Consider the following 26,951-nt stretch of genomic DNA (forward strand, 5'->3'; position numbering starts at 1 on the left):
AATATAAACACAGCAAATTCTTAAAATTAAAAGCTCGATTTATCTCGCTTTATGATGGATTTCTGCTTTCGCAGGAATGACATAAGAGTATACAAATATCACTTCAACACACAACTCTGCTTATTATAAGCTAATTTCTTACAAACCGCTTTAGCTTGACTAAGACTACCATAATCACCGGCTAAGATTAAATAGAAAAATTTGCCGTCATCATATTTAACTTTTTTGGTTGTGATAACAACATTTTTAAGAATTTTCGGGAATTGCTTTTTTATTCTTTCCCCTTCTTTCATTGCTTCTGCTTCAGATTTTACCGAACCTAGTTGTACTTTATAACTTTCATTATTTTTACAATTTTTAGCATTACTAACCTTAGCTTTACTTCCTTTTTCAAGCTTTATTATATTTAAATCCGTTTCATTTTTGGAGTTATTATTTGGCTCTATTAATGCAATAAGGTTAGATATTTCATCAAAAGATTCATCGCTTTGGCTTTGGTTGCGAGAATCTATACTCATAGGTTTCTCAGGGTCAGGAAGCAATTTTACGGTTTTAATATTTGTATCTTTAGCAATAAGATTTTCATATATAGTACTATGTACTGCAGCTATTTGGTTATTTTCTATTATAGACGGTTTTATTTTTGTAGGCAGCTCATCAGGATAAATAGTAATTACCGGCTTGCTATTCTGATAATATTGATAACCAAAATAAATAGCAGATATACATACTAAAAATACTAGAAATATTTTAATAAAAATATTATGGATCATATTTAGTAATTTGATAATAGAAAAACGTCATTGCGAGGAAAAATTGTAAGTTTTGACTAAACACTCTCAGGAGTATTATTTCATGAGATTGCCACGCAGCCTACGGCTGCTCGCAATGACGACGCGGTATCAGCAATACCTCCTTGCAATGACGATGAAAACCTAACTACATTTTGTTCATTGGTTCTACACCTATCACTTCGAGACCGCTAGCTATAACTTTCTGTATGGCACTTGCAAGAGCAAGGCGTGCTAAAGTTAATTCTTTATTGCTCTCAATTACAAATCTATAATCGCTATTTTCTTTACCGAAATTCCACATAGAATGAAATTTTGAGGCTAAATTTATTAAATAAAATGCGATGCGATGCGGTTCAAAATATTTTGCAGATGCTTCTAATGTTTTGGTCCAGCTAGCCAAAAGTTTTATAATCTCAATTTCTTCTTCAGAGGATAATAAAGATAAATCATACTTACCTGATTCAAAGTTATTATAAGATTCAGGCATTAATTCTCTAGCTTTTGATAAAATAGATATCGTTCTCACATGTGCATATTGTACATAAAAGATAGGATTTTCTCTTGATTGTTCTTTCACTTTTACCAAATCAAAATCAAGTGGCTTATCATTTTGTCTAGTCAACATCATAAATCTTATGATATCTTTCCCCACCTCATGATTTACGTCTTGTACACTAGCAAAGCTCCCAAGACGTTTTGACATTTTAACCGGCACACCGTTTTCAACGAAATTGACCAATTGACAGATTTTAACGTCCACTTTAACCTGCTCCTTACCTAAAGCTTTAACTATTGCCTCAATTCTTTTAACATATCCACTATGATCGGCACCAAGTACATAAATTAAGTGATTCGCTCCCCGCTCTATTTTATCCTTAGCATATGCAAGATCAGAAGCAAAATAAGACCAACTTCCATCAGCTTTTTCTATAGGACGATCTTGACTATCACCGTACTTAGTAGATTTAAATAATTTTTGAACTCTATTATCCCACTCTTCGTGAATTTTACCTTTAGGGGCAGGTAACGTACCTTCATAAATTAGCCCCATACGCTCCAATAGTTTAACTGTTTCCTCTATCTCACCTTTATCATGCAATGATTGCTCAGAGAAAAATATATCATGTTTAATCCCTAAATCTGCTAAATCTTTTCTATTTAAATCAAGCATTTTTTCTACGGCAAAACTTTTGATTATTTTGAACCTTTCAGCATCGTTCATCGTTAACAATTTATTGCCGTATTCTTTCGCTAAAATTTGCCCAAGCGGAATTAAATACTCTCCTGGATATAACCCGGTAGGGATAGTAATTTGCTCACCTAAAGCCTCTTTATAACGTAATAATACCGTACTAACTAAATCATTTATTTGTGAGCCTGCATCATTAACATAATATTCTTTTGTAACGGAATAACTTACCTTTTGCAAAATCCTTGCTAGCACATCACCATATACCGCACCCCTAGCATGCCCTATATGCATTGGACCGGTGGGATTTGCCGAAACATACTCGATGTTAATATTTCTGCTTCTATCTATATCAATTTCAAAAAACTTTTCTTCATGCTGTAAAATATCCTTTATTGATGCCTGCCAACTATCAGCTTTTATAGTAAAATTAATAAAGCCCGGTCCTGCTATTTCTATACTTGCAATATAAGGTAATGTTATAAGGACTTCTTTAAATTTTAAAGCCACTTCCCGAGGAGCAATACTTTCTTTAGCTGCAATAATCATTGCAATATTACTTGATAAATCACCGTTAAAACTATCTTTCGGTGTTTCAATAGTAGCAGTATTTGCTATTTCTTGATTATTATATAATTGCCTGCTTGCCACAATTATATCTTGTTTCAATTGATTAAATATATTCATAATTATTAAATGTTATTAAAATTCAGCGAATAGAATTCTTACAAACGCTCGCTAATAAGATAGAACGCAGCACCGCAGCGTACACTTTAGTACGTGAGGATGCGAGTACCGGAGCGACACACAAATGACCCTTAGAAGCAAGTTATGTAGGAAGTCGAGCAGAGCTGATTATATTCCTGAATGGCAAAACGGTCAGTCATCCCTGCTATATAATCAGCAACAACTCTAGCTTTACTATATGTTTCATTAGAGTCTATTAGTATTTTCCAATTAACCGGCAATAAATTAATATCATCCATATAAACCTTAAACAGACCTTGTACGATTTTAGTACATTTAAGGCTGATGGCCGTAATTTTATTACTTTTATAAACTCGCTCATGAAGAAACTTCTTAGTTTCCTTAATATTTTCATTAGTTTTTTCCGTAAAATCCACTATCTGATAATTCAAGTTACGTATCTCATCTATGTTAGCAATTTTTTCTTTATTTAAATTTTCTTTTGTTTGCCATAATAAATCAGTAATTAACTCATGTATTAGTTTACGTACTACCTCATAAATCAAACATGAGGAACTAATATTTTTAAATTTTGACTTAAGTTCAACAACATGTTGATCAATATATTTAAGTTCAGCAAGACTATTAAAATCGATAATTTTAGCACCGATACTATCTTCCAAATCATGCGAAATATAGCTAATATCATCGGCAAGAGCTGCTATTTGAGCCTCTGCTGATGCATAGGTACTAAGTTCTAAATCATTTTGCTTATTATACTCTGCTATATATTCATTTATCTCGCCTAGTATAGGACCGTTATGTTTTACTATTCCTTCTAAAACTTCCCATGTTAAATTTACTCCATTATAAGCCGCATATCTTTTTTCAAGTAATGTTAGTATCTTTAAAGATTGAGCATTATGAGAAAAGCCGTTATACTCTCTCATACATTCATTTAAAGCCCGCTCTCCCGCATGACCGAAAGGCGTATGCCCAAGATCATGAGCAAGTGCTATTGTCTCAGCTAAATCATTTGATAAATTTAAAGTACTAGCGACCGAACGTGCAACAGTCGAAACCTCTAGAGAATGAGTTAGCCTATTTCTGTAATGATCTCCCTCGTGATTAATAAAAACTTGAGTTTTATATTGCAAACGCCTAAATGCATTAGTATGTATAATGCGATCACGATCACGTTCAAACTCGTTTCTATAAGAGGTCGGGATTTCCTTATATAATCTTCCCCTACTTTTAAGAGGATCAGAAGCGTATGAAGCAAGCATCGTTATCCTTTATTTTGAAAGACGTTGTTGTGTGGTGCTAACTTTTCGTCATTGCGAGGAAATTACGAAGTAAGTGACGAAGCAATCTCAGGAGTTTGTTATTATTTCATGAGATTGCCACGCAGCCTACGGCTGCTCGCAATGCCGATTGGGTATCCACACAACAAAGCCAACTTGAAAAATATCAAGATATACTATATAATTTATGAGACTTTTACAAGGTAATTTTAAGTGACGATAACAATTACAGATAGAGCCTTTGAACGGGTTTGCGAGTTAGTAAAGCTAGAAAAAGATAAGAATTTAGTACTACGAGTTTCGGTTGATAGCGGCGGTTGCTCAGGACTTATGTATAATTACGAACTAGTCTCAAAAGATAATATAGAGCAAGATGATTATGTCATTACTAAACATAATGCTACAATTATTATTGATCCTATCTCTCAAAAATTTATGCTAGATTGCACTCTTGATTTTATAGAAGAACTAGGCAGTTCATATTTCAACGTTAGTAATCCGCAAGCTAAAGCAAAATGCGGCTGCGGTAATTCTTTCTCGGTGTAAATGCAAGTATTGCGATTGGGCATTGTTATTAGAATGACATCGTAACGTCAAACTTTTAATGTTAATCATTAAGTTGCATAGTTGCTCCACCTACCTAAACTTCGTCATTATTATCATAAGGAGGACGCTCTACTTCATTACTATTAACGTTATTATCTTTATCTTCTTCGTTATCTGAAGCATTATTATCTAATGTTAATATAAACATGTTGTTCTTATGTTGTTCTTGGACTTGTTGAGAGCTATTAAACTTTGTTTTAATGTTTCAAGCTTGAGATTTTCTTAAATTTAGTCCTTGTCCTTTACATTGCTCCGTAGAGAGAATTTTAAGACCTTGAAATTGTCTTATTAACTCATCACATACCAAAACTCCGCAGTCCGAAGTATTTCCTTCTTCTTGTTGTTGAGTTTTTAAATCCATTATTTCTGCATCAGAGCAAACCTCGGTAATAAGTTTTACTAAGTCAGGACGATCATTTAACGATCTGCCCAAAGGATCATTATAAATAAATATTATCTTATTTGTATCATTATCTCATATTTACCCAATGCCTATGTCCTGTATTAATCAGCATTTATTTACTTCTTGTTGATCATTAGTCAATTGCTCATTTTGATTTTGTTGTACTGCTGGCCACTCCTTGGCTTGCGGCTCCGGCAGTGAAACAAAATCATTTATTATAGTCTGTGTATCACTTAAAAATTTTGTTCTGTCAGCCTCTTTAGTAACTATATTCAGATCTTCCATCTTACCTTTGTCAAGCATTGAGCGTATAAAAGCAGTATTTTCCTCCATCTCCGTACTATAAACTTTATGAACTTTTAACAATAATTTTTGTTCTTCCTGAGGGCTAGCTATACTTGCAGACTTTAAATATTCAAAAGCAGCTAGCGGTATTAAATTTAATTTAAATAAAAATTCTCCTAAAGATATATAAAGATCTTTTTTTAAAGATAGATAATTCTCTACTTCTTTTTTATTCTTAGGGATGTTAAAAATTTCTCTAAGAATAAAACTACACTCTTCTATCGGGTCTATACTTAAACTTACCTTGAAATATTTTATTGCTTCAAGAAGCAATTTAATTACTATTTCGCTTTTATTTTCGTCCTTATAGAATCTCCCTAAATTTAAAATAATCCACCTATTTTTTTACAAATATTGCTAAAAATGTACGGTATCATGGTTATAGAGAAAGTTAAAATCTTTCTCAATTTCCAGAGCACTAATATATTCTCTTATTGCTCTAAACCAATCTAATTCCGATTTACTATTTTCATAGATCATACCTAAATAATAATGAGCATTGGCTTTTATTTCATTTATAGATATAATAATATGCTCAGCTTGCGATCCTGTAAGTTTATCAAGCCATTCTAATGCTTCTTTATAATATTTTTTTTGTTCTTTATTAGATTCTACATTATCGGTTACTTGATAAGGTTTTAATTTTATATTACTCGTTCCTGTTTAGGACTACCAAGCAGTGTACTGCCAACTGCTTTTATTTGATTCCATATAATAATTATACCTACAAATTATTTGCATTTATACAAATAAAAACATCTTTGATCTATAAGCTGAATAAATAAATATTAATACTATTTAAAAAAATTCTAAATAAGTAAATTTACAACAAAGATTTAAAGGCGAATTTGTGAAATTCTAACGATAAGAAAGTTCTATTTTTTATATTGTAAAAAATTATTACTTCTATTTTAAAATTGAATTAATAGGGGATATTTATATATATTTTTAAAGGTAAAATTTGAAGTTATTTTTCTTTTGTAATTTTATCATATTTTTTTAGTTTGATAAGAATGGACTCTAGATTATCCAACTTCATCATACATGGACCGTCGCTTGGAGCATTATCGGGGTCTTGATGTACTTCCATATACATACCAGCGATACCTACAGAAATTGCCGCCTTTGCAAGTAACTCTACATATTTTCTTTCTCCGCCGGTACTGCCTCCTAACCCGCCCGGTTGCTGAACGGAATGTGTGGCATCAAAAACTACAGGTACATTTAACTCTGCCATTATTGCAAGACTACGCATATCAGATACCAAGTTATTATAGCCAAAACATGCTCCTCGCTCTGTAAATAATATATCCTTTACTCCAAAAGCTTCTAGTTTTGTTTGCACATTTTTCATATCCCACGGAGCTAGAAACTGTCCTTTTTTTACTTTTACTATTTTACCTGTTTTTGCTGCAGCTTGAAGCAAGTCGGTTTGTCTACATAAAAATGCCGGAATTTGTAAAATATCTGCTACTTCGGCTGTTTCGGTACATTGACTCTCTGAATGAACATCAGTAACAATAGGGCAATCGAATTCAGATTTTACTTTTGATAAAATTTCTAAACCTTTCTCAATACCAACTCCTCTAATCCCATGTACGGAAGTTCTATTAGCTTTATCAAAAGAAGATTTATAAATAAATGGAATCTCAAGCTTGCTAGTTAATTTAACAAGTTTTTCTGCCATAAACAACGCATGATCTTTTCCTTCAATCTGACAAGGCCCTGTAATTAGAACAAACGGTAAATCATTTCCTATTTTGATATTGTTAAGTTTTACTACTTTTTGCATAATTCTTAGATTTAATTAATTGAACGAGGCACGGATTAGTGTTTCTCTGTTATATCAGGTACTGATTCATTTTCTATTAAGTCATTATTAATTATTAGTGTATAATATTTTTCTTTTATTGTTGTTAAATCATAACTACCATGATAATAACCTTCTATGTTAATAATTTTTTTTAAATAAAAATTTACCTGCTCTGTTTCTAACGATTCATCTATATTTTTTACAATAGATGACTTAATATTAATTAAATACGCTTTTATTTTTTTTAATTCTTTAATAATTATAAAAATATCATGCGGTTTTGTTACCAATATTCCTACAAACAAAATTAATAATATTTGCGTTAAAGACATATTTATATTAATTTCTTATGTTTATATTTTGGATTTAAAATACTTTCCCCGTTAGTATTTAGCATATATTCATGATAATCTTGATAATTTCCTTCAAACCATGTAGCATTATTTTCTTTATCATATGATATAATATGAGTGGTTATTCTATCTAAAAACCATCTATCATGACTAATCACTAATACACAACCTGCAAAATCTAAAATAGCATCTTCAAGCGCTCTTAACGTATCAATATCTAAATCATTAGACGGCTCATCTAATAATATAACATTTGCTCCTTCTTTTAGTAATTTTGCCAAATGTACTCTGTTACGTTCTCCACCTGAAAGTTGTCCAACTTTTTTTTGTTGATCACCGCCTCTAAAATTAAAAGCTGCACAATAAGCTCTACTTTTAATTATTCTATTACCAAGTTGTAATTCATCTAGACCTTCTGAAATTTCTTCCCATATAGTCTTATTATCATCTAAATGATCCCGTGATTGATCGACATAACCTAATTTTACCGTTTGACCAATTTTAATAGAACCACTATCTGGCATTATTTTACCTGTAATAATATTAAACAAAGTAGACTTACCTGCTCCATTCGGTCCAATAATTCCTACAATAGCTCCACGTGGAACTTTAAAACTAAAATCTGATAATAATATTTTATTATTAAATTTTTTAGCTATATGTTCTGCTTCAATAACAAGATCACCTAAACGAGGTCCGTTAGGTATAATTATTTGAGTAGGATTAGTTTTTTGTTCTTGTTGTTTATTTAATAACTCTTGATATGCTGTAATACGTGCTTTATTTTTTGATTGTCTAGCTTTTGGAGTTTGACGAATCCATTCAAGTTCACGATTCAATTGTTTTTTTCTATCATCGTCTTCTTTACTTTCTAAAGCTAATTTTTTTTGCTTCTGCTCAAGCCAAGAACTATAATTTGATTCCCACGGTATACAATTTCCACGATCTATTTCTAATATCCATTCTGTAACATTATCTAAAAAATAACGATCATGGGTAATTACTATTACAGTACCTTCATAATGCTTTAAATAATCCTCAAGCCAAGAAACTGATTCTGCATCCAAATGATTTGTAGGTTCATCAAGTAACAACATATCAGGTTTCTCTAAAAGCAATTTACATAAAGCCACCCTTCTTTTTTCTCCACCGGAAATTTTTGTAATATCTGCTTCTTTTGGTGGGCAACGTAAAGCAAGCATTGCGATCTCTATTTCACGTTCTAGATTCCATCCATCACAATTGTCTATTTTTTCTTGCAATTCTGCTTGTTTATCAAAAAGCTTTTGCATTTCTTCATCAGTGATTTCAGCAGCAAATTTGTTACTTATATCATTAAATTCATCAATAAGTTTTTTCTTTTCATGAAGACCTTCTATGATATTATCAAAAACATTTTTACTAGCATCAAGATACGGTTCTTGAGGTAAATATCCTACTTTTATACCAATTTTAGCTGTTGCTTTACCTTCAAACTCTTTATCAATACCTGCCATTATTTTTAATAAAGTCGATTTGCCCGCTCCATTTGGACCTATTATACCGATCTTAGCTTTTGGTAAAAATGATAAATTTGTTTCTTTTAAAATTCGTTTACCATTTATAATTTTGCTTAAACCAACCATTTCATAAACATATTGATATGACATAAATTACTTATTTCCTTATATTATTATTTTACACTGATATATATATTTACTACTGTATTGTATGAATTTATTGCTCTATGATCATATAATTCAAAATCAGAAATTGTAATTTCTATCATTGTTTTTCTCGTTTAGATATTTATCTTAAGAAATAAAATGCTGGCATTTTAATTTAATTTTAATAATATCAAGTCTAATTCTTCCAAATCTTTATAATGAAATATTAATTTTCCGCCTAATGGATAATTTTCTATTGTTATTTTTATACCAAATTTTTCGGATAAAGCTTTTACTAATAATTCTAAATCATTATCCGTAGCTTTGTCCTTTAAAAAACGCTTTCCTATTTTGTTATTATTGTTCGGGGATTTTGTATACTCATTCTTATACCATTGTCTTACTAGTTCTTCTGTTTGACGTACATTTAAATCATTATTTATAATATGATCGGCTATTACTTCTGCATGTTCATGATTTATTAAACACCGAGCTTGACCCATACTTAGTATATTTTCATTTACTTTATCTTGAATAGACTGCGGCAAATTATTAAGCCTTACTAAATTAGTTATATGACTACGACTTTTACCAAGCCTTTCAGCTAATTTTTCTGCCGTATAATTAAAATTTTCTATTAAATATTTAAAGCTACGAGCTTCTTCCATCACTGTTAAATCAGTTCTTTGTATGTTCTCAATTAATGCTATTTCCATACTCTCTCTAGCATCTAAATTTTTTATAATTACCGGTATCTCTAAAACTTTTGCTAATTTACATGCACGCCAGCGTCGCTCTCCTGCTATAATTTGGAAATTATTATCAACAATAATAGGCTGTAATAAACCATTATTCAATATAGAATCTGCTAATTCTTTTATTTTATCATATTCAAAGTTTTTTCTAGGCTGATTTTCGTTTGGTCTTATTTTATCAATATTGATTATTTGTACTATTTCTGATTCTATAGAAATAACTTCTTCTCCAAGTAATGAAGATAATCCTCTTCCTAGTCCTTTATTTTTCGCCATATCTTTCTAAGATTTCTTTTGTAAGTTCTATATATGCAACTGCTCCCGAACATTTATAATCATATATAATAGCCGGTTTTCCATATGAAGGAGCTTCAGATAGTTTAATATTTCTTGGAATAACGGTTTTAAATACTAATTCTCCTAAGCATTTTCTAACATCATCTTCTACTTGTTCAGTTAAACGATTACGCTTATCATACATTGTAAATAATATACCTGCAATCTTTATCTTAGGATTTAATTTTTTCTCTACAATTTCAATTGTTTTTAACAAATGACTTAATCCTTCTAAAGAATAAAAATCACATTGCATTGGAATCAGTACTTCATCGCTTGCAACTAAAGCGTTTACCGTTAATAAATTTAATGAAGGAGGGCAATCAATAATTATATAATCATATAATATTTTTATTTCTGCCAATAGCTTCATTAAAATATATTCTCGGTCCTTTAATTTTGTTAAGTCTAATTCAGCCGCAGATAGATTAGTGTTTGAAGTAATTATTTCTAAATTTGGTATATCTGTAGAAATTATTGCATCTTGCAATTCTATTAAATTTGTTAATACTTGGTATATAGTATTTTTGCGTTGTTGCTGACTAATTCCAAAACCGGTACTACTATTCCCTTGAGGATCAAGATCTATAACTAAAATTTTTTTATTTACAGCAGCAAAAGCTGTAGCTAAATTTACAGTAGTTGTAGTTTTAGCTACCCCTCCTTTTTGATTAACAATAGCAATTACTTTCATATCATTTTTGTTAAATTACTAACTTCTAGAATTTTCCCTTCTTCACAAGTAATACTTTGATGTATTAAATAACCAAATAACCATCTCTCTTTAGCTTCTACTATTTCAGTTAAATAATTTTTTCCTTTTAATAACAAAAATTTTTCTCGTACTGAAATATTTTTTATGCAATTAAATATTGTATTTAAGTTAGAGAAAGCTCTACAAGTTAATATACTACAATCTATTTCTACTTTTTCTATTCTTTGATTGATTATTTGTATATTATTATTTGATATCTTTGATGCTTTTTCTAAAAATATACATTTACGTAAATCAGCTTCTATTAAACTTACTTGCGTTACCCCCGCTATAGATAATACTATACCAGGCAAACCGGAACCGCTTCCTATATCAACCAAATGTATGTCTTTATTATCAATATATTGTATTAATTGTAATGAGTCTAATATATGACGTTGCCAAAAATTATGTATAGTATTATCCGATACAAGATTGATTGATTTATTCCATTTTTTAACTAACTTTTGAAAAATTTCTAACTTTTCAATTATTTCACGTGGAACTTTCATCACTATATTTAGTTTTTAAATAAATTATAATAGCCGTAATTGCTGCAGGTGTAATCCCTGGAATTCGACGTGCTACACCAATAGTAGTAGGTTTATAGGAAGAAAGTTTTTCCTGTATCTCTAATGATATACTTGGTATATTAAAATAGTCAATATTTTTAGGTATGAACTGCGCCTCTTCACTTTGAAATAAATTAATATCTGCGTGTTGTCTAGTTAAATATGAAGCATATTTTGCTTCAATATAGAGTAATTGCAAAATGTTATTATTTTGTGTTTCTTTAAGTATAGGAAAAATTTTAATAGCTTGTTCAACATTAAAATTAGGTATTTTAAATAAGTCTAATACTGTTTTATATGTACCATCCTGTGCAACCTGTATACCCATTTTAGCAAGTTTACTAGTAGTTAAAGACAAGGTATTTAATAATGATTTTATTTTTTCTATATCTTCACATTTTTTTGTGAATATTTTTTTACGTTTTTCTGATACGACTCCAATGTTCATACCTAATTCTGTTAAACGTAAATCAGAGTTATCTGCTCTTAAAGATAATCTATATTCTGAGCGAGAAGTAAACATACGATAAGGTTCTATAGTACCAAATGTTGTTAAATCGTCAATCATTACTCCAATATAACTGTTTGCTCTTGTTAACATAAACGGTGCTTGATCTTTTACTGCTAAAGCAGCATTTATACCAGCTATTATACCTTGCCCTGCGGCTTCCTCATATCCTGTAGTACCGTTAATTTGCCCGGCCAAATACAATCCAGCTATTTTTTTTGTCTCTAGCGTAACACTTATTTCACGTGGATCAACATAATCATATTCTATAGCATAACCTGGACGTAAAATCTTTACATTTTCTAATCCTGGTATTGTTTTGATTAATTTATGTTGCACATCTTCAGGCAAAGAAGTAGAAATACCGTTTGGATAAATCGTATAATCATCTAACCCTTCAGGTTCTAAAAATATACGATGTTCTGATTTTGTACTAAATCTGACTATTTTATCTTCAATAGAAGGACAATATCGCGGTCCTATTCCTTCTATTTGCCCTGAATACATTGCGGATTTATCAAGATTCTCACGTATAATATCATGAGTTTCTGAGGTTGTTTTTGTGATAAAACAATTTATCTGAGAAACATTAACAATATTTGTTAATTCAGAAAAAGGACGAGGAATTTTATCGCCGGGTTGTAAAATTGTTTTACTATAATCAATAGTACGTCCATCAATGCGAGGCGGTGTACCTGTTTTTAAACGAGCCAGTTTAAAACCTATTTGTTTTAATGTATTTGATAATCCATACGAAGGCTCTTCATCTACTCTACCGGCAGGAATTTTTTTTTGTCCAATATGAATAAGACCTGATAGAAAAGTACCTGTAGTTAATATAATTTTTTGACAAAGAATTTTGCTACCGTTATTTAAAATAACCGCTTCAATTTTAGAAGATTTAATTTCTATATCTTCCACTTTTCCATATAATATATCTAGATTAGGATAATTTGTTAATATTTGATACATCGCTTTTTTATAAAGCTTTCGATCAGCTTGAGCTCTAGGTCCCCAAACTGCTGGTCCTCTAGTCTCATTCAGCATTTTATAATGTATACCGGCTTGGTCTATAACATAACCCATTAACCCATCAAGTGCATCGATTTCTTTAACTAATGTGCCTTTTGCAATGCCACCGATTGCTGGATTGCAAGACATTTCGCCTAAATTTTCCGGTTTTAACGTAATTAAGAGAGTAGGAACTCCAAGACGTGCAGAGGCAGTGGCTGCTTCTACGCCTGCATGTCCACCGCCTATAACTATTACGTCATATTTTAGCATTAATTATTCTATAATTTCAGATTTATTAAAGAAAAATTCGATTTCTCTTTTCGCACTATTTTCACTATCTGAACCATGAATACTATTAGCCTCAATTGATTCGCCTAAATCTTTTCTAATAGTGCCTGCTTCAGCTTCAGCAGGATTAGTTGCACCCATAACGGTGCGGTTTAAAGTTATAGCATCCTCCCCCTTAAGCACTTGAAGTACTACCGCTCCTGAAGTAATATATTCAACTAAGCTATTAAAAAACGGTCTTGCTTTATGCTCATCATAAAAACATGCAGCTTCATATTTAGTTAAAAATTTCATTTTCTGAGCCACTATTTTTAAACCGGCATTTTCTAAGTAAGTATTAACTTGCCCTATTTTATTCCTTTTGATAGCATCAGGCTTAATCATTGAAAAAGTATATTGTATTGTCATTTTGTAACCTATTTATTATAATTATTAAATGTATTTTTTAGCTGAACGATTCCATATTAAAGCAAATAATCCTCCTCCTAAAAGAGCAGAAATACTGAAAAATATAAATACCCCATTCCAATCATAATTATCGCTAATCCATCCTACGCCGACTCCCGCAATAGCCGCTCCTAAATAACCAAATAACCCTGATAATCCATTAGCCGTACCGACAGCCTGACGGGTACTAAAATCAGCAGCTGCTATACCTACAAGGAGCTGAGGTCCTGAAACAAAAAAGCCTATTAAAGAAAGAATTACTATACTTAATAATTCACTGTGAATAGGAAGTTTCCAAAACAAGACTAACAATAAGCTAAGCAATACCATACATATGGATGCAACAGGACCTCGACGACCTTGAAATAGTTTATCAGATAAAACACCTGCTATTAATGCCCCTGGGATACCTATCATTTCATATAAACCGATTTGTAAGCCTGCATTTGCAAGACTTATATTACGTAAATCTTTTAAAAATGTTGGAGCCCAATAAATTACTCCGGAACGTATTATATAAACAAACATGTTTGCTAAACAAACATACCATATTAGCTTATTACAAAAGACCATTTTAAGTAATTGTGGAGTTAATAGCTTCTCATAATCTCCTATAGCTTCAGGTGGATATTCTTTATATTCCTCTACGGTAGATAAACCTACTTCTTTTGGAGAATTACGAAGCCTATTATATAAAAAAAGCGATACTACACAAGCAACTACACCTGGGACAAAAAAGGCAGCTCTCCAATCAAATTTATCGATTAAATAACCGCAGCTTATCATAGCAAGGGCACCACCTATTTGATTAGAAGTTGCACCCATAGCCCATTTAGTTCCAAGTTCTTTTGAAGCGAACCAGTGAGTAAGCATCTTTGTTGCAGGAGGCCAGCCCATAGATTGAAACCAGTTACTGGCTATCCATAAAATTCCTATAAGCCATAAAGAATCTGAAAAACCTATTAGCATAGTAACGATCCCGACAAATAAAAGACCCAAAACCATAAATATCCGAGCATTAACTTTATCGCTAATAAACCCGTTACACGCTTTACTAACTCCATACATAATAGATGAAGCAGTTAATATCCAGCCAATTTGTGTTTTAGTAACCCCAAAATATTCTCTTATAGCAGGAGTTGCTATATTAAAATTCTGACGACAAAAATAAAAAGTTGCGTAACCTATAATAATAGAATACAAAATCCTTACTCGCCAACTATTATATTTTTTTACATATGGCGATCTTGGAGTTTTAATTTTGGATCTTGTATTTGTCATATTATAAACTCTCCGACTATAAAAAAACAAGTTTAAGAGTCTAGCAGTAAATAAATTTTCATTAATAATTAAAGAGCTTTTTTGCTACAAATTATAAGATTTTTGAAAGAATATTAATTAATGAAAATTTATTTACTGCTAGACTCTTAAACTTGTTTTTTTTATAAAATTAAATTTTAACAAATTCTATTTTTCGGTTTTATTTACCAAAACTTTATACTCTTGATTTAAACCTTTAACGGCATATATCCATAATATTACTATTACAAAGAATATAGAAGCAAAATAAGGAGTTGCCTCTACAAAACCAAATGCAGGAAATAAAATAAAGAATGTAGATTGAATAATAGCACCGCCTGATTTACCAAATCTTCCTCCGATAACTTCAACAGCAGCTTGCCCTTTTACTCGTAAATCCTTATCAAGCGGGATATACGCCATGTTTTTAGTAGCATCAAATAAAGAATATTTTACACCTTTACTTAAAACATTTTGAATCATACCGATCATAACAGCAAGTGCTAAAGGACCTGAAGCAAGAATACCTGTTAAATGCATAGCAATAACACTATCAAAAAAGATAAATGCAAAAAACGCTGCACCGGTAATTAACATCATTAATGGAGTTATCATAGCTGCAGTTAACCATGATACTTTTCTTAAAATATTACTACCTATAAGCATGAAAGCAATTGCAACCCAACCCTGATAAAATTGGAACTTACCCATATATATAGTATAAGCCTCTTTCGTCGGATATAATTCTTTTACTTTGGATTTCCAAACACCTTCAACTAAATTTACTGAAACACCGTAAGCAATAAGTAACAATGCAATATAACCTACATACTTAGAAGTAAAGATCATTTTAAAACTGTCTATTAATGACATTTTAGCTTTAGCTTTCTTTTCTTTTACTAATGCCGGATCATAAAGTCTAGGATCGGTTAGAACGTTTTTATTCATCCATCTATATGTTAATATTACCAAAAAGCTACTTGTTATCATTATAACAAATAAAGGCACAAATTTTAGATGTTCTGCAACTATTTGAGTTTTTTCATGCAAGCAATATCCAATAATTACGGATGTTACAGGCAATGCTAAATTAGCAAGTAAACCAAACATTGAGTAAAAACGTTTAGCTTCATCGGTTTTAGTAATTTGGTTAGCAAATTGCCAAAATAATAAACTAAGCATCATTGTTCCCCAAAGCTCTGCCATAGTATAAAAAGATGCAAAACTCCATTTCCCAACTATTCTTATAAACCATTTGAAATTAGGATAAGCTAAACTCCAAGATTCTATGGTTTCAGGATCAGGATGAACTAAATCAGGATAGGGGTAAAGAACAAACGCAAATAATGCAAAATACCCTAAGAAAAATGAAGTAATAACATAAAACACATTTTCTTGCTTTAAAATATCGCAGAGCTTAACATAAATTACCATAGCGATTACGGCAGAAGGTAGTACTATATATGTTTTTAAGAAACTTATTGCTTCTGCCCCTATATCCGTTACTACAAACCCGTCTTTAATTGAACGAAGCGTTGAGTAGTTTAATAAAATACAGAACATCATAAACGCCATAGGAAGAAACTTCTTATTTTCATATCTTTCTATAGGCCAAATTACCTTGCTTAGTTCCGAGAGATAATTGTCACTTTTGGGAGTATTCATAAATTAAATTTTTCTATTTATTTTGAAGATAAATATTCTACTAGAATATGTTAGAAAAGTCAAACCTATTGATTTTTTCTCAAAAGAAATTAAATAAAATTATTAACTATAGGATGCGTAAAAGTAATATAACAATTTATTTACTTGATTTTAGTTTCTATCTATAATTTTCTATTTATAAATTATTATAATAAAATATATGTCCAAATTAAAAACAGCTCTATTATTAACTGCTATAATTTTTATAACAGGTTGTAAAAGTAATATGAAAAATGAAAACAATATTTCATTACCGCAATATGTAACTTTGAACATTCAAACCTTAAATAGTTCAGAGGATAAAACTATTAGAATAAAGGCAAAAACTTTAAACTTTCCTTTATCTTCAGAAGATTTACGTGATATATCTATTTTAGAAAAGAAATATGATCAAGAAGAAAATTGTGCAGGACTTGCTGCACCGCAAATAGGCATATCAAAATGTATAATAATATTTGCAGTACATGAAGATGCAGAGTTAAAAAAATGGCATCCTGACCTTAAGGATACAATGCCTAAAACTATTTGGATTAACCCCTCATATACACCGATAGGTATTGATAAACATGAAGATTACGAGGGATGCTTTTCTGTTGAAAATGCTACAGGACCGGTAGCAAGATTCAAGAAAATTCATTATCACGCATATGATATAAATGGCAATCAAATTCAAGGTATCGCAGAAGGATTTTTAGCAAGAGTTATCCAGCATGAAATCGATCATCTAAACGGAAAAGTATTTTTAGATTATGTAGCTCCCAAAAAAATAATGACTAAAGAAGAATATTTAGAAATGCGTAAAAAAGCAATGGAGCAGGAAAATATAAAATCTTAGAGTTCTCTAAATCTCAAATATCATTCCAGCTAAAATTTGAGTATGTCATTCCCGCGAAAGCGGGAATCTAGAAAAAAGCGACATTATCCAAGCTTTTAATATGAAAAATTAAATATATTTGTATCTTTTAGTTACTGAATTCCTGTCTTCACAAGAATGACATTGTTCCATGTTAAGGCAACGTAAATTTACTTTATATTATTTGGTATAATACTATTGCATCGGATACGGGACGCACGAGATGTTCGCCTAAAGCTGCATCTTCATCACCTGTTACATTATTTATAATTTGTCCACCCATTAATAATGTCCGTCTAAATTGATTGCCGATTCATATCCAAGTTAACATATAATCTGCAAGTTCTGTTTTAGTTAATCCTATCACAGTATAATTAACAAGGTGTTTTTCTAAAATTTTAAAGCTTCAGGGATTGTTAATTTATCAACATTTATTTCTTTCTCTTTCCGTAATATTGATCTTACTTGCACAAGCTTAAGGTCTTTTACATGTTGCTTATAAATATGCTCGACTACAACTATAGTACCGTCATTCCTAAGGCGGCAGTACAAGCATGAGCCGGATCATCTTGCTTTGGATTATCTACAACATTTTTACCGTTTTGAACCAATAAGGGAATACCGGTTACTATTGAAGCAGTGTTACTTAAATTTATAAGCTTACCGTCTTTATAGATAAATTCCAAAATTAGCTTTACAGAATCATTTATATTTACTACCGGCAAACTTGTTGCTTGTGGAAAGGACACAATATAAAGCCTTTCTGTGGAATTTGATTATCACCATGCTTACTTATTGCCGTAACAATAACATTAGACCTATTCTGATCAATCAAAATTTCTTTGTTAGTATACGACGTTAATTTGGTAGACGCCCAAATATCATTATAGAAAGTAATATCTTTTAGGTTTGAAAAATAATTAACTTGATTTGGAATAACAGATTTATCGCCTATTGCTACTAAAATTTTTGCACTAGCCTTGGTAATTTGAATATTGCCCTGACCTATAATTAACAAACTTTGTAGTTGTTTTCTAAGACTAAATAGCTTGCCGTCTATCATTAAAGTAAGGCTTGGTCTGCCGTCATCACTACCGGCGATTTCAAAGAATCCGACATTAATAACAGCAGCTGCATTAGTGTGGTGTGCCATAACGTTTACTGTTTCTCTGCCTATAACCTGCTTATGAGCTTTAACTAGTTTTAACCCAAAATTCTTAGGATCAATAGTTAACACATGAATCACATGCTTATCTTTTTCATAACGATTATATGTTAAGCCTTTATATTCCTTTGCGTATATTTTAAAACTGATTATTAAAGCAAGAAATAAGTAAACTAATCTAATAATATTGTTTTACTTTTTTTAACAATAAAATTTAACCATAATGCCTCTTTACTTGGAGAGAATCTCTTACTCTTTTCCGTCCATATTTTAACTATTTTAAAAAGCCTGTTAAAATAAGGTTTTATTGTATCTTCATGCATATTGTAAAAATCGCGATCATCACGTTGTATAATATCTGAACCGTATCCGTAAGAAGCATAAAAAATGCCTTCCGGCTTTAATGCAGCATGAATTTTTTATACACATTGATTGTTTCATTATAAGGTACATGAAGGAGAGTTGCTTGAGCCCAAACACCATCAAACGACTCCTTAAAATCGATATCTTGAAAAGTGGAGTGCAGTACATATATTCCGGTTGCTTTTGTAGCTCATTTAACCATTTCGGTTGAACCGTCAAAAGCAGTAACTTGATATCTTTGACTTAAAAAATATTTTGTATCACGACCAACTCCGCAACCTGCATCTAAGATATGAGCTTGTTCAGGTAAATAGCTAGTAAATGCTTTATAGTTATAAGACAAATCTGCATTGATTGTTCTGCTACAAAACTCTTGAGCGTTATTATTATAATATTGTATATTTTTCCCAACTATTAGTATATTTATACTCACCAAACTCACCAAACAATAACATACAAATAGAAAATACATATAATTTCTATTATATATTAGACTTCTTTTCGAACTCGCTTATAGGGAGGAATTTGGAGGACACACGGAACGCAGCACCGCAGCGTATACACTAGTACGTGAGGATGCGAGTACCGGATTGACGTACAAATTACCCCTAGAAGTAGAGTGCCAAAAGAAGTCTATTGACTATTAGACTTAAAAATGGTCTACTTATCAAGAATAAGGCTTAAGGTTTATATGATAAAAAAAATAATATTTGGAATAGCTATTTTACTTAGTACAAGCTGCTTTGCCAATAGTACAACTTCTGACAGCTCAAAAAAAGATGCAGCAAAAACTAACGATGTTACAACACAAAAAATTATAGATGATTTTTCTACTTACGCCGGTACTATAAAACCGGAAGTACGGGAGGAAATACAAAAATATAGAGTAGCAATAGTTAAGATTAATAAGAAGAAACGTGAACTATATAACAGCCTTTCCAAAGAGGCTCAAAATTTTTTAGCAGAGCAACAAAAATATAAACAAAAACTATCGATCTCTAAACTACCGGTAGAAAATGACCAAAAGAATAATACTGTTGATTCTAATGATAATAAGAGCAAAGATACAAAATAAATTACTTTTCTTAGCCGTTATTGTGCAGGTCAAAAATCGTCATTGCAAGCAGCCGTAGGCTGTGCGGCAATCTCATGAAATAATAACAAACTCCTGAGATTGCTTCGTCAATTGCTACGCAATTTCCTCGCAATGACAGATAAACCTATCCATACAACAACTCCGCTTTTAGCTAGGTATTTCATAAATCTGCTCTACTACACCATCAAGACCCATTAAAAAAGTATAAACTTTTAATTGAGGGAATTTTTCTTTTATTATATCACGGGCCTTGTTTAAAATTGCTGCATGTGTTGCCGTTTCTTTTTCCTTGGTATTTAGCTGTTCCTGACCTATAAGTATTTTATAAGCTCCACATTCTCTATGATCAAGAAAAACAATTTGTTTTATGTTATGTAATTCTTGCAAAATCTCAATAGTATCTTCTATTGTTTTTCCCCAATAAGTATATTTGTCGTTAACGAGAGCAAGCGATGCACCGGGCAGTGATACTTTATCAAAATTATCTTCTAATCCTAATTGCTTCATTAATTTATCTGTTCCGTCTATTAATCTAAAATCTACACAACTAATTAAAAGAGTAGAAGCTTCATTTAATGTTTTTAAATGTTCATTACTTACTTCTACCTTTACAACTTTCTTATTGGCAATTATATCATTGTTAGCAGCGTAAAGATTTAAACTAGACACTATAATAAACCCTAAAATTATATATTTTACATGTATCATAAAATTCTCCTATTTAAAAATATTTCTTACAGGCTTTAAAATAAGAATAACCTGTAATGATTGTTAAAAAAGCGGCAATCCATAAAATTATTTCCCCTACTATATCTAAATAAATAATTCCTGAACCTTTTGAGCCTAGTATCAATATCGATAAAGCAAACATTTGTAAAAACGTTTTTACCTTAGCGAGTCTGGATACAGGCACACTAACCTTTACTAGAGCTAAAAATTCCCGAAGACCGCTAACTAAAAATTCTCGTGCTAAAATTAATAAGCAAGGTATCTCATCTACATTATCTTTTTTTAGTAGCATGATAATAACGCAACCTACAAGTAGCTTATCTGCTATAGGGTCAAACATCTTGCCGAAACTTGTAACTAAATTATATTTTCTTGCAATATAACCGTCAAAAAAATCCGTAATACTAGCTAAAACAAATAATAATGCCCCAAGTTTACGTGCAAGTGAATTATTTATATAAAATACCAGTATAATAACTGGAATTACCATTATTCGAGCAATAGTTAGATAATTAGGTAAATTTTTATCTATTCTCATTAATTAATTAAATTTATTAATATAATATTGTTGAATGATGGATAGAATATTATTCCAAGACCAATATATTAAAAGTCCCACAGGAAAACTACTAAACATAAATAAAAAAATTAGCGGCATAAATTTCATTACTTGAGCTTGCATAGGATCCGCAGGTTCAGGACTCATTTTTTGCTGTAAGAACATAGTAATAGCCATTAAAATAGGCCATGCTCCAATCATTAAAAATGACGGCGGCGAGAACGGTAATAAGCCGAATAAATTAAAAATAGTAGTAGGGTCAGGTGCAGATAAGTCTTTAATCCAGCCGTAAAACGGTGCTTGCCGCATTTCAATAGTTACATACAATACTTTATAGATGGAGAAAAATACTGGAATTTGAACAAGTATAGGTAAACAACCAGCTACCGGATTTACTTTTTCTTTTTTATATAAAGCCATAATTTCTTGATTTAAACGTGCTTTATCATCACTGTATAAATTTTTTATCCTATCGATTTCCGGCTGTAAATTTTTCATTTTTTTCATCGAACGATAAGACTTATTGGCTAAAGTAAACATTAATAGCTTAATTATAACCGTAACAATTAATATACTAACACCGAAATTACCGACATAGCCATAGAAATAATTCATGGCGTAGAAAACCGGTTTGGTAATTATATAGAACCAGCCGAAATCAATAGCTCTATCAAATAATTTAATATCATATTGCTTTTCATATTTATCAAGCAAGTCTACTTTTTTTGCTCCAGCAAAAATTCTGCTTTTAATTGAAAAATTTTCGCCGGGCTTTATTATTTGTACCGGTGAAACAAAATCTACCTGATATCTTTCAGTCCCTTGCTTAAGAGCATAATTAAAATTCGAGCTGTAATTACTTGATTTATCCGGAATCAAGGAAGATAACCAATATTTATCGGTAATTCCTATCCAGTCAACCTTACTTGCTGCAAATTTTTCACTTTTCTTATCTTTAATATCATCATAAGAATATTCTTTAAGATTCTCGTCTATACACCCGATAGGTCCTTGATGTAATATATTCACCGCTTTCTCTACGGCAATATATTTACGATTTATTAAACCGTAAGATTGCACAGGAAGTTCTTTATCACTATTATTAACGATGGTTTGCTCTATAGTAAATAAATAGTTTTCATCGACAGTAATAGTAATTAAAAATTTAACTCCGTCTTCATTAACCCAAAATAAATGAACAGGTTTTTCAGGGCTTAATATTTCACTATCACTATTCCATATAGTATCGTTGTTAGGGAGTTTTACACTAGATAAATTACTAACTAAACCAACTTCAGCAAAATATGCATTTTCTGTATTAGCCGGTGCAAATAATCTCACTTCAGGACTATTTTTAGATAAATCTTGTTTATATTTCTTTAATATTAAATCATCAAATCTAAATCCTTTTAATGAAATAGAACCGGTAAGTGATTCAGATTCTATTTTAATACGCTGTACTTGACTTTCTTCTTGAACAACAATACCAGTTGCAGGTGCGACTAAAGCTTTTAACTGTTGTTTCTTTAAATTTTCTGCTTTCTGCACTGCTATTTTCTGTTGCTGTTTTTTTTGTTCAGGTTTTACAACAAAATACTGCCAACCGAAAATTATACTTAAAGACAGTATAATAGCGGCTATTAAATTAATTATATTATTATTCATTCCTAGGTCTTAAATTTTAATATTTTTAAAGCTTTAAGTTTTAAAGCATTTAGAGAAAATAATCAAGTAGTATATATACTGCTTTGCTTTCAAAAGTAGTGAATATCCAAGCTGAAAGACAACTTCCATCTTGGATACAAATTTAATTTATTTTTTTATTTTTACTACTTTTCATTTTACTTCAGATATATTATACCACTCCTACATTCTGAAATATTTTTAATTTAAATTCAGGAAGTATAGAAATGAAATGTTCAGAAATATTGTCCTGTATATTTTCATAACCTACTAAATTGACTTCTTTAACAAAGATATATATTTCTATAGGCAACCCATTAATCGTAGGTTCAAGCTGTCTTACTAGAAAAGTAAACCCTTCGGTATAAACTGCCGGATTATTTTTTAGATATTCCTGAATATATAATTTGAATAGTTTAATGTTGGTTAAATCTTTCTCGTCTTTATCAAGAGTGATTTTATCTATTACATCCTTTGATATATAAGGAGATTTTTTTAGTGCTTTTAAAATAGTAGCATCACAGAAGTTAATAGTTGCCATATTAATATTAAATACTCTCTTTACCCTTCTTGCTCCTGATTCACTAATTCCTCTATAATTAGTTACGTTAGAATTTAAAATACTGTAAGTAGGAACTGTGGAAATAGATTGGTCAAAATTCCTAATTGTTACTACGGAAATAGTAATTTTTTCAACTGTTCCTTCAATTGCGCCTATACGTATCCAGTCTCCAATATTAATAATTTCTTGAGTAGTTAGTTGCAAGCTTGCAAGTAATCCTAAAACGGTATCTTTGAAAACAAATGTTAAAAGAGCTGCGGCTGCACCTAAGCTTGTTAAGAATGTACTAAGCGAAATATTTAATATATATGAAATAGTTACCATTGCTGCAATAACTATGACAATAATTTTTAATATTTGAAAATATAAGCTAAGCGGTGCGTTTTTTGTAACGGCTTTGATTCTATTGTGATACAGATCTGCAAAAGCATCTATAAGCGTTAATAATAACATCGTCACAGATATACCAGTATATAAGATTACTATAGTATCTTTGATTCCCAGTAATACATGTGCTTTAAAAGAAGTAGAATGAAAAATCTTTCCCCAACATACAAAGTAAAGTGCTAATAAAGTATGTAATAAATAACGAAATATAGGATATTTTTTTATCCTTTCATAATCATCATAATGATGTCTAGTTAAATAATTTTTTACAGGAATAAAAATTAATCTTTTAATTAGAAATATCACCGGTATAAGAGATACTAACATAACAAACAATAATACTAACTCAGTACTTGAGGTATGATATAGATCCATTAAATATTGCATATTTTACCTATCATTATTATTATAAATATAAATCTTTTTTATTATTACTAAGAATTTTATTTTTATCAATAATTTTAACTCAAAAGAATTTGGTATTGCTAAGCAAATATAGATATTGTCATTGCGAAGCCACGAAGCAACTGCGGCAACCCATAAAAATAATAAAAAACTGAATTGCCTCGTCAATTACTTACTTAATGTTCCATAACTCAGACGTTAAATGAATTAAATAACTTATTTATCTATGACATTTCCTAATATCAATCCAATTATTTTCTCTATAGGTCCACTTGCTATCTCTTGGTATTCTCTTTCATATGTAATAGGAATTTTGCTAGGCTGGTTCTATGCAAATAAAATTATAGAAAAATTTAAGCCTCAAATTACCAAAAAAAATCTAGAAGATTTCATTACTTATGCCGTTATAGGCATAATAGTCGGAGGCAGACTAGGGTTTGTTTTATTATATAACCCTTCTAGATATTTTTCAAATCCAATAGATATCTTAAAAACTTATGAAGGCGGGATGTCTTTCCATGGCGGAGCTTTAGGGGGGACTATTGCTGCTTATTTGTTTTGCCGAAAATATAAAATTAATTTTTTAAGTCTCACGGATATAATAGCCCCTGTAGTACCTATCGGATTATTTTTAGGTAGAATCGCTAATTTTATTAACGGCGAACTATACGGACGTATTACAAATTCTTCTTTTGGTATGATTTTTCCGAATAGCGATTTTATGCCAAGACATCCTAGTCAATTATATGAAGCTTTTTTTGAAGGTTTAGTATTATTTAGTATCTTAGCATATGCAACATTTAAGCACAAAACTCTTAAAAAGTGCGGTTTAAACTCAGGAATATTTTTAACATTTTACGGTCTTTTCCGAATCACTATTGAAATATTTAGAGAACCCGACATACAAATCGGGTTTATTTTAGATAGCTTAACTATGGGACAAATTTTATCTGTACCTATGTTACTTTTAGGAAGTTATTTAATATGTCAATCGAATCCAAAATAAGACAATTAATTGATCAAAACGGTTATATTACTTGCGATGTCCTCATGCAGGAGATATTAAACTTAAATCCTACTTCCTATTATAAGCAAGTAAAATCATTGGCTAATGAAGGTGACTTTGTTACGGCTCCTGAAATTTCACAGCTATTCGGTGAAATTATCGGCTTATGGTGTATCAGAGAGTGGCAAAGAATTGGCTGCCCAAAAAGTCTTAGTTTAGTAGAGCTTGGTCCTGGTCGAGGTCTATTAATGCGTGATTTACTACGTACTGCAAAATTAGTACCAGAATTTTATAAAGCTTTATCAATTGAACTAATAGAAATTAATAAAAATTTTATTGCTCATCAAAAGGCTAATTTACAAGATATTAATTTACCGATTAGTCATCAATCATTTGTAGAAGATATACCAAAAAAACCTACTATAATAATAGCTAACGAATTCTTTGATGCTATACCTATAAAGCAATATATTAAAGTCAAGGAATTATGGTATGAAAGAATATTTGTAGTGCAGCCGGTAGACGAAAGAATTAAATATGATAAAATAAGCGTTAATAAGCAATTACAAGAATATCTGCTGCGTACTCATATTGAAGCAAAAGACGGGGCAATACTTGAAGAATCTTATAAATCGATAGAAATTATAAAATTTATAGCGCAGCATCTAAAAAGACTAAGCGGCAGTGGTTTAATAATAGATTACGGCTATGATATAGCTCCGAATGGTAGAACTAGATATCAATATAATCAAACATTACAAGCGGTTAAAAACCATAAATATTGCCCTATCCTTGAAAATCTTGGAGAAGCTGATTTATCGGCACATGTGGATTTTTATGCATTAAAGACGGTAGCTAAAAACAGCAAAATAAACGTAATAGATACAATATCGCAACGAGATTTTTTAATAGAAAATGGAATCTTATTACGCAAACAAACATTGCAAGACAAGCTTAATGATAGACATCTTTCCAAATTCGCTTATAGAGAGGAATTTAAAGAAGACACGAAACGCAGCACCGCAGCGTACACTTTAGTACGTGAAGATGCGAGTATCGGATCGACGTATAAATTACCTCTAGAAGTAGAATTTGGAAAGATGTCTGAGCAGGCACAAATAATAGAAAGACAGGTAAAAAGACTAATATCACCGAAACAAATGGGAGAATTATTTAAAGTATTACAAATTATGAATTAATTTAGGTTTTGTGGACATTTCTAAAAAGATTTAATTTTGGCTATTTGTTGCTGCAAATTATAAGATTTTTTTGAAAAATGAATAACTATTCCAGCAAAAATCTTATTAATTTTCGCTACAAAATACT

The 26,951-nt window shown here is 30.8% G+C and carries 28 protein-coding genes and 1 pseudogene; 6 read left to right on the top strand and 23 right to left on the bottom strand.

Features of this window, described 5'->3' with window-relative positions:
• Positions 1–98: 98 nt before the first annotated feature.
• From GCO76_RS04460 to GCO76_RS04470, 3 genes are all read right to left on the bottom strand, one after another.
• Positions 99–773: an SPOR domain-containing protein gene (locus GCO76_RS04460; RefSeq protein WP_103897629.1), complete on the bottom strand. Its 675-nt coding sequence runs from the start codon at positions 771–773 to the stop codon at positions 99–101.
• Between the two features lie 166 nt (positions 774–939).
• Complete coding sequence (argS, locus tag GCO76_RS04465) at positions 940–2,670, bottom strand: arginine--tRNA ligase (protein WP_410956300.1); 1,731 nt, start codon at positions 2,668–2,670, stop codon at positions 940–942.
• A 131-nt stretch (positions 2,671–2,801) separates the two neighbouring features.
• Positions 2,802–3,956 carry a deoxyguanosinetriphosphate triphosphohydrolase gene (locus GCO76_RS04470; protein WP_410956301.1) on the bottom strand — a complete coding sequence of 385 codons (1,155 nt, stop codon included), beginning with the start codon at positions 3,954–3,956 and terminating at the stop codon, positions 2,802–2,804.
• A 231-nt stretch (positions 3,957–4,187) separates the two neighbouring features.
• Here GCO76_RS04470 and GCO76_RS04475 point away from each other — a divergent pair, with 231 nt between their 5' ends.
• Positions 4,188–4,520, top strand: a complete 333-nt coding sequence (locus GCO76_RS04475) for an iron-sulfur cluster assembly accessory protein (RefSeq protein ID WP_012150318.1) — start codon at positions 4,188–4,190, stop codon at positions 4,518–4,520.
• A 265-nt stretch (positions 4,521–4,785) separates the two neighbouring features.
• Here the strand turns inward: GCO76_RS04475 and GCO76_RS04480 are convergent, their stop codons facing one another.
• The 12 genes from GCO76_RS04480 to tlc1 form a co-directional block, all read right to left on the bottom strand.
• Positions 4,786–5,013 carry a PLC family EF-hand domain-containing protein gene (locus tag GCO76_RS04480; RefSeq protein ID WP_267185170.1) on the bottom strand — a complete coding sequence of 76 codons (228 nt, stop codon included), beginning with the start codon at positions 5,011–5,013 and terminating at the stop codon, positions 4,786–4,788.
• A 75-nt stretch (positions 5,014–5,088) separates the two neighbouring features.
• Positions 5,089–5,601 carry a hypothetical protein gene (locus tag GCO76_RS04485; protein WP_410956302.1) on the bottom strand — a complete coding sequence of 171 codons (513 nt, stop codon included), beginning with the start codon at positions 5,599–5,601 and terminating at the stop codon, positions 5,089–5,091.
• 694 nt (positions 5,602–6,295) lie between these two features.
• Positions 6,296–7,120: a 3-deoxy-8-phosphooctulonate synthase gene (gene kdsA / locus GCO76_RS04490; protein ID WP_410956303.1), complete on the bottom strand. Its 825-nt coding sequence runs from the start codon at positions 7,118–7,120 to the stop codon at positions 6,296–6,298.
• A gap of 35 nt (positions 7,121–7,155) precedes the next feature.
• Entirely contained in the window at positions 7,156–7,473 is a 318-nt protein-coding gene (locus GCO76_RS04495) for a DUF2672 domain-containing protein (protein ID WP_410956304.1), read from the bottom strand.
• A gap of 2 nt (positions 7,474–7,475) precedes the next feature.
• Positions 7,476–9,143: an energy-dependent translational throttle protein EttA gene (gene ettA, locus GCO76_RS04500; protein WP_410956305.1), complete on the bottom strand. Its 1,668-nt coding sequence runs from the start codon at positions 9,141–9,143 to the stop codon at positions 7,476–7,478.
• Positions 9,144–9,310: 167 nt separating this feature from the next.
• A complete protein-coding gene (locus GCO76_RS04505; protein ID WP_410956306.1) occupies positions 9,311–10,171 on the bottom strand; it encodes a ParB/RepB/Spo0J family partition protein in 861 nt (286 codons plus the stop codon).
• Positions 10,158–10,925 carry a ParA family protein gene (locus GCO76_RS04510; RefSeq protein WP_010976770.1) on the bottom strand — a complete coding sequence of 256 codons (768 nt, stop codon included), beginning with the start codon at positions 10,923–10,925 and terminating at the stop codon, positions 10,158–10,160. The genes GCO76_RS04505 and GCO76_RS04510 overlap by 14 nt, the downstream gene beginning before the upstream one ends.
• Positions 10,922–11,500, bottom strand: coding sequence for a 16S rRNA (guanine(527)-N(7))-methyltransferase RsmG (gene rsmG / locus GCO76_RS04515; protein ID WP_410956307.1), 579 nt, complete (start codon positions 11,498–11,500; stop codon positions 10,922–10,924). The genes GCO76_RS04510 and rsmG overlap by 4 nt, the downstream gene beginning before the upstream one ends.
• Positions 11,481–13,349, bottom strand: coding sequence for a tRNA uridine-5-carboxymethylaminomethyl(34) synthesis enzyme MnmG (gene mnmG, locus GCO76_RS04520; RefSeq protein ID WP_410956308.1), 1,869 nt, complete (start codon positions 13,347–13,349; stop codon positions 11,481–11,483). Before mnmG ends, rsmG begins: the two co-directional genes overlap by 20 nt.
• A gap of 3 nt (positions 13,350–13,352) precedes the next feature.
• Entirely contained in the window at positions 13,353–13,775 is a 423-nt protein-coding gene (gene ndk, locus GCO76_RS04525) for a nucleoside-diphosphate kinase (protein ID WP_410956309.1), read from the bottom strand.
• Positions 13,776–13,799: 24 nt separating this feature from the next.
• Positions 13,800–15,095 carry an MFS transporter gene (locus tag GCO76_RS04530; RefSeq protein WP_410956310.1) on the bottom strand — a complete coding sequence of 432 codons (1,296 nt, stop codon included), beginning with the start codon at positions 15,093–15,095 and terminating at the stop codon, positions 13,800–13,802.
• A 186-nt stretch (positions 15,096–15,281) separates the two neighbouring features.
• Positions 15,282–16,778 carry an ATP/ADP exchange transporter Tlc1 gene (gene tlc1, locus GCO76_RS04535; RefSeq protein WP_410956311.1) on the bottom strand — a complete coding sequence of 499 codons (1,497 nt, stop codon included), beginning with the start codon at positions 16,776–16,778 and terminating at the stop codon, positions 15,282–15,284.
• A gap of 199 nt (positions 16,779–16,977) precedes the next feature.
• Between tlc1 and GCO76_RS04540 the strand changes: the two genes are divergently transcribed.
• Entirely contained in the window at positions 16,978–17,652 is a 675-nt protein-coding gene (locus GCO76_RS04540) for a peptide deformylase (RefSeq protein WP_410956312.1), read from the top strand.
• A 536-nt stretch (positions 17,653–18,188) separates the two neighbouring features.
• Here the strand turns inward: GCO76_RS04540 and GCO76_RS04545 are convergent.
• The 4 genes from GCO76_RS04545 to GCO76_RS04560 form a co-directional block, all read right to left on the bottom strand.
• Entirely contained in the window at positions 18,189–18,419 is a 231-nt protein-coding gene (locus GCO76_RS04545; protein ID WP_410956313.1) for a hypothetical protein, read from the bottom strand.
• A complete protein-coding gene (locus GCO76_RS04550) occupies positions 18,386–18,907 on the bottom strand; it encodes a hypothetical protein (RefSeq protein WP_410956314.1) in 522 nt (173 codons plus the stop codon). The genes GCO76_RS04545 and GCO76_RS04550 overlap by 34 nt, the downstream gene beginning before the upstream one ends.
• A gap of 101 nt (positions 18,908–19,008) precedes the next feature.
• A complete protein-coding gene (locus tag GCO76_RS04555; protein ID WP_410956315.1) occupies positions 19,009–19,158 on the bottom strand; it encodes a tellurite resistance-like protein in 150 nt (49 codons plus the stop codon).
• Between the two features lie 230 nt (positions 19,159–19,388).
• Positions 19,389–19,631 carry a class I SAM-dependent methyltransferase gene (locus GCO76_RS04560; RefSeq protein WP_410956316.1) on the bottom strand — a complete coding sequence of 81 codons (243 nt, stop codon included), beginning with the start codon at positions 19,629–19,631 and terminating at the stop codon, positions 19,389–19,391.
• Between the two features lie 58 nt (positions 19,632–19,689).
• Here GCO76_RS04560 and GCO76_RS04565 point away from each other — a divergent pair.
• Both GCO76_RS04565 and GCO76_RS04570 read left to right on the top strand, forming a co-directional pair.
• Positions 19,690–19,839: pseudogene (locus tag GCO76_RS04565) on the top strand (palindromic element RPE1 domain-containing protein); the annotation flags it as partial.
• 50 nt (positions 19,840–19,889) lie between these two features.
• Complete coding sequence (locus GCO76_RS04570; protein WP_410956317.1) at positions 19,890–20,273, top strand: hypothetical protein; 384 nt, start codon at positions 19,890–19,892, stop codon at positions 20,271–20,273.
• Positions 20,274–20,441: 168 nt separating this feature from the next.
• On the opposite strand, the gene GCO76_RS04575 is transcribed toward GCO76_RS04570, so the two are convergent.
• The 4 genes from GCO76_RS04575 to GCO76_RS04590 all read right to left on the bottom strand — a co-directional run bounded on the left by GCO76_RS04575 (position 20,442) and on the right by GCO76_RS04590 (position 24,601).
• A complete protein-coding gene (locus tag GCO76_RS04575; RefSeq protein ID WP_410956318.1) occupies positions 20,442–21,002 on the bottom strand; it encodes a carbonic anhydrase in 561 nt (186 codons plus the stop codon).
• A 13-nt stretch (positions 21,003–21,015) separates the two neighbouring features.
• A complete protein-coding gene (gene pgsA / locus GCO76_RS04580) occupies positions 21,016–21,561 on the bottom strand; it encodes a CDP-diacylglycerol--glycerol-3-phosphate 3-phosphatidyltransferase (RefSeq protein WP_392505898.1) in 546 nt (181 codons plus the stop codon).
• Between the two features lie 3 nt (positions 21,562–21,564).
• Positions 21,565–23,247 carry a membrane protein insertase YidC gene (gene yidC, locus GCO76_RS04585; protein WP_410956319.1) on the bottom strand — a complete coding sequence of 561 codons (1,683 nt, stop codon included), beginning with the start codon at positions 23,245–23,247 and terminating at the stop codon, positions 21,565–21,567.
• 190 nt (positions 23,248–23,437) lie between these two features.
• Entirely contained in the window at positions 23,438–24,601 is a 1,164-nt protein-coding gene (locus GCO76_RS04590) for a mechanosensitive ion channel family protein (RefSeq protein WP_410956320.1), read from the bottom strand.
• A gap of 244 nt (positions 24,602–24,845) precedes the next feature.
• Between GCO76_RS04590 and lgt the strand changes: the two genes are divergently transcribed.
• Positions 24,846–25,625 carry a prolipoprotein diacylglyceryl transferase gene (lgt, locus tag GCO76_RS04595; RefSeq protein ID WP_014013794.1) on the top strand — a complete coding sequence of 260 codons (780 nt, stop codon included), beginning with the start codon at positions 24,846–24,848 and terminating at the stop codon, positions 25,623–25,625.
• Entirely contained in the window at positions 25,604–26,824 is a 1,221-nt protein-coding gene (locus GCO76_RS04600) for a class I SAM-dependent methyltransferase (RefSeq protein WP_410956321.1), read from the top strand. The genes lgt and GCO76_RS04600 overlap by 22 nt, the downstream gene beginning before the upstream one ends.
• The last annotated feature ends 127 nt before the right edge of the window (positions 26,825–26,951 follow it).

Origin of the sequence: Rickettsia koreansis, assembly GCF_046532895.1 — a bacterium.
GTDB lineage: Bacteria > Pseudomonadota > Alphaproteobacteria > Rickettsiales > Rickettsiaceae > Rickettsia > Rickettsia rickettsii.

Bases quoted from the DNA above. Each gene is read 5' to 3' on its own strand.
- GCO76_RS04460 (WP_103897629.1), bottom strand. From the start codon at position 773: ATGATCCATAATATTTTTATTAAAATATTTCTAGTATTTTTAGTATGT.
- argS (WP_410956300.1), bottom strand. From the start codon at position 2,670: ATGAATATATTTAATCAATTGAAACAAGATATAATTGTGGCAAGCAGG.
- GCO76_RS04470 (WP_410956301.1), bottom strand. From the start codon at position 3,956: ATGCTTGCTTCATACGCTTCTGATCCTCTTAAAAGTAGGGGAAGATTA.
- kdsA (WP_410956303.1), bottom strand. From the start codon at position 7,120: ATGCAAAAAGTAGTAAAACTTAACAATATCAAAATAGGAAATGATTTA.
- GCO76_RS04495 (WP_410956304.1), bottom strand. From the start codon at position 7,473: ATGTCTTTAACGCAAATATTATTAATTTTGTTTGTAGGAATATTGGTA.
- ettA (WP_410956305.1), bottom strand. From the start codon at position 9,143: ATGTCATATCAATATGTTTATGAAATGGTTGGTTTAAGCAAAATTATA.
- GCO76_RS04505 (WP_410956306.1), bottom strand. From the start codon at position 10,171: ATGGCGAAAAATAAAGGACTAGGAAGAGGATTATCTTCATTACTTGGA.
- GCO76_RS04510 (WP_010976770.1), bottom strand. From the start codon at position 10,925: ATGAAAGTAATTGCTATTGTTAATCAAAAAGGAGGGGTAGCTAAAACT.
- mnmG (WP_410956308.1), bottom strand. From the start codon at position 13,349: ATGCTAAAATATGACGTAATAGTTATAGGCGGTGGACATGCAGGCGTA.
- ndk (WP_410956309.1), bottom strand. From the start codon at position 13,775: ATGACAATACAATATACTTTTTCAATGATTAAGCCTGATGCTATCAAA.
- GCO76_RS04530 (WP_410956310.1), bottom strand. From the start codon at position 15,095: ATGACAAATACAAGATCCAAAATTAAAACTCCAAGATCGCCATATGTA.
- tlc1 (WP_410956311.1), bottom strand. From the start codon at position 16,778: ATGAATACTCCCAAAAGTGACAATTATCTCTCGGAACTAAGCAAGGTA.
- GCO76_RS04540 (WP_410956312.1), top strand. From the start codon at position 16,978: ATGTCCAAATTAAAAACAGCTCTATTATTAACTGCTATAATTTTTATA.
- GCO76_RS04555 (WP_410956315.1), bottom strand. From the start codon at position 19,158: ATGCATGAAGATACAATAAAACCTTATTTTAACAGGCTTTTTAAAATA.
- GCO76_RS04570 (WP_410956317.1), top strand. From the start codon at position 19,890: ATGATAAAAAAAATAATATTTGGAATAGCTATTTTACTTAGTACAAGC.
- GCO76_RS04575 (WP_410956318.1), bottom strand. From the start codon at position 21,002: ATGATACATGTAAAATATATAATTTTAGGGTTTATTATAGTGTCTAGT.
- pgsA (WP_392505898.1), bottom strand. From the start codon at position 21,561: ATGAGAATAGATAAAAATTTACCTAATTATCTAACTATTGCTCGAATA.
- yidC (WP_410956319.1), bottom strand. From the start codon at position 23,247: ATGAATAATAATATAATTAATTTAATAGCCGCTATTATACTGTCTTTA.
- GCO76_RS04590 (WP_410956320.1), bottom strand. From the start codon at position 24,601: ATGCAATATTTAATGGATCTATATCATACCTCAAGTACTGAGTTAGTA.
- lgt (WP_014013794.1), top strand. From the start codon at position 24,846: ATGACATTTCCTAATATCAATCCAATTATTTTCTCTATAGGTCCACTT.
- GCO76_RS04600 (WP_410956321.1), top strand. From the start codon at position 25,604: ATGTCAATCGAATCCAAAATAAGACAATTAATTGATCAAAACGGTTAT.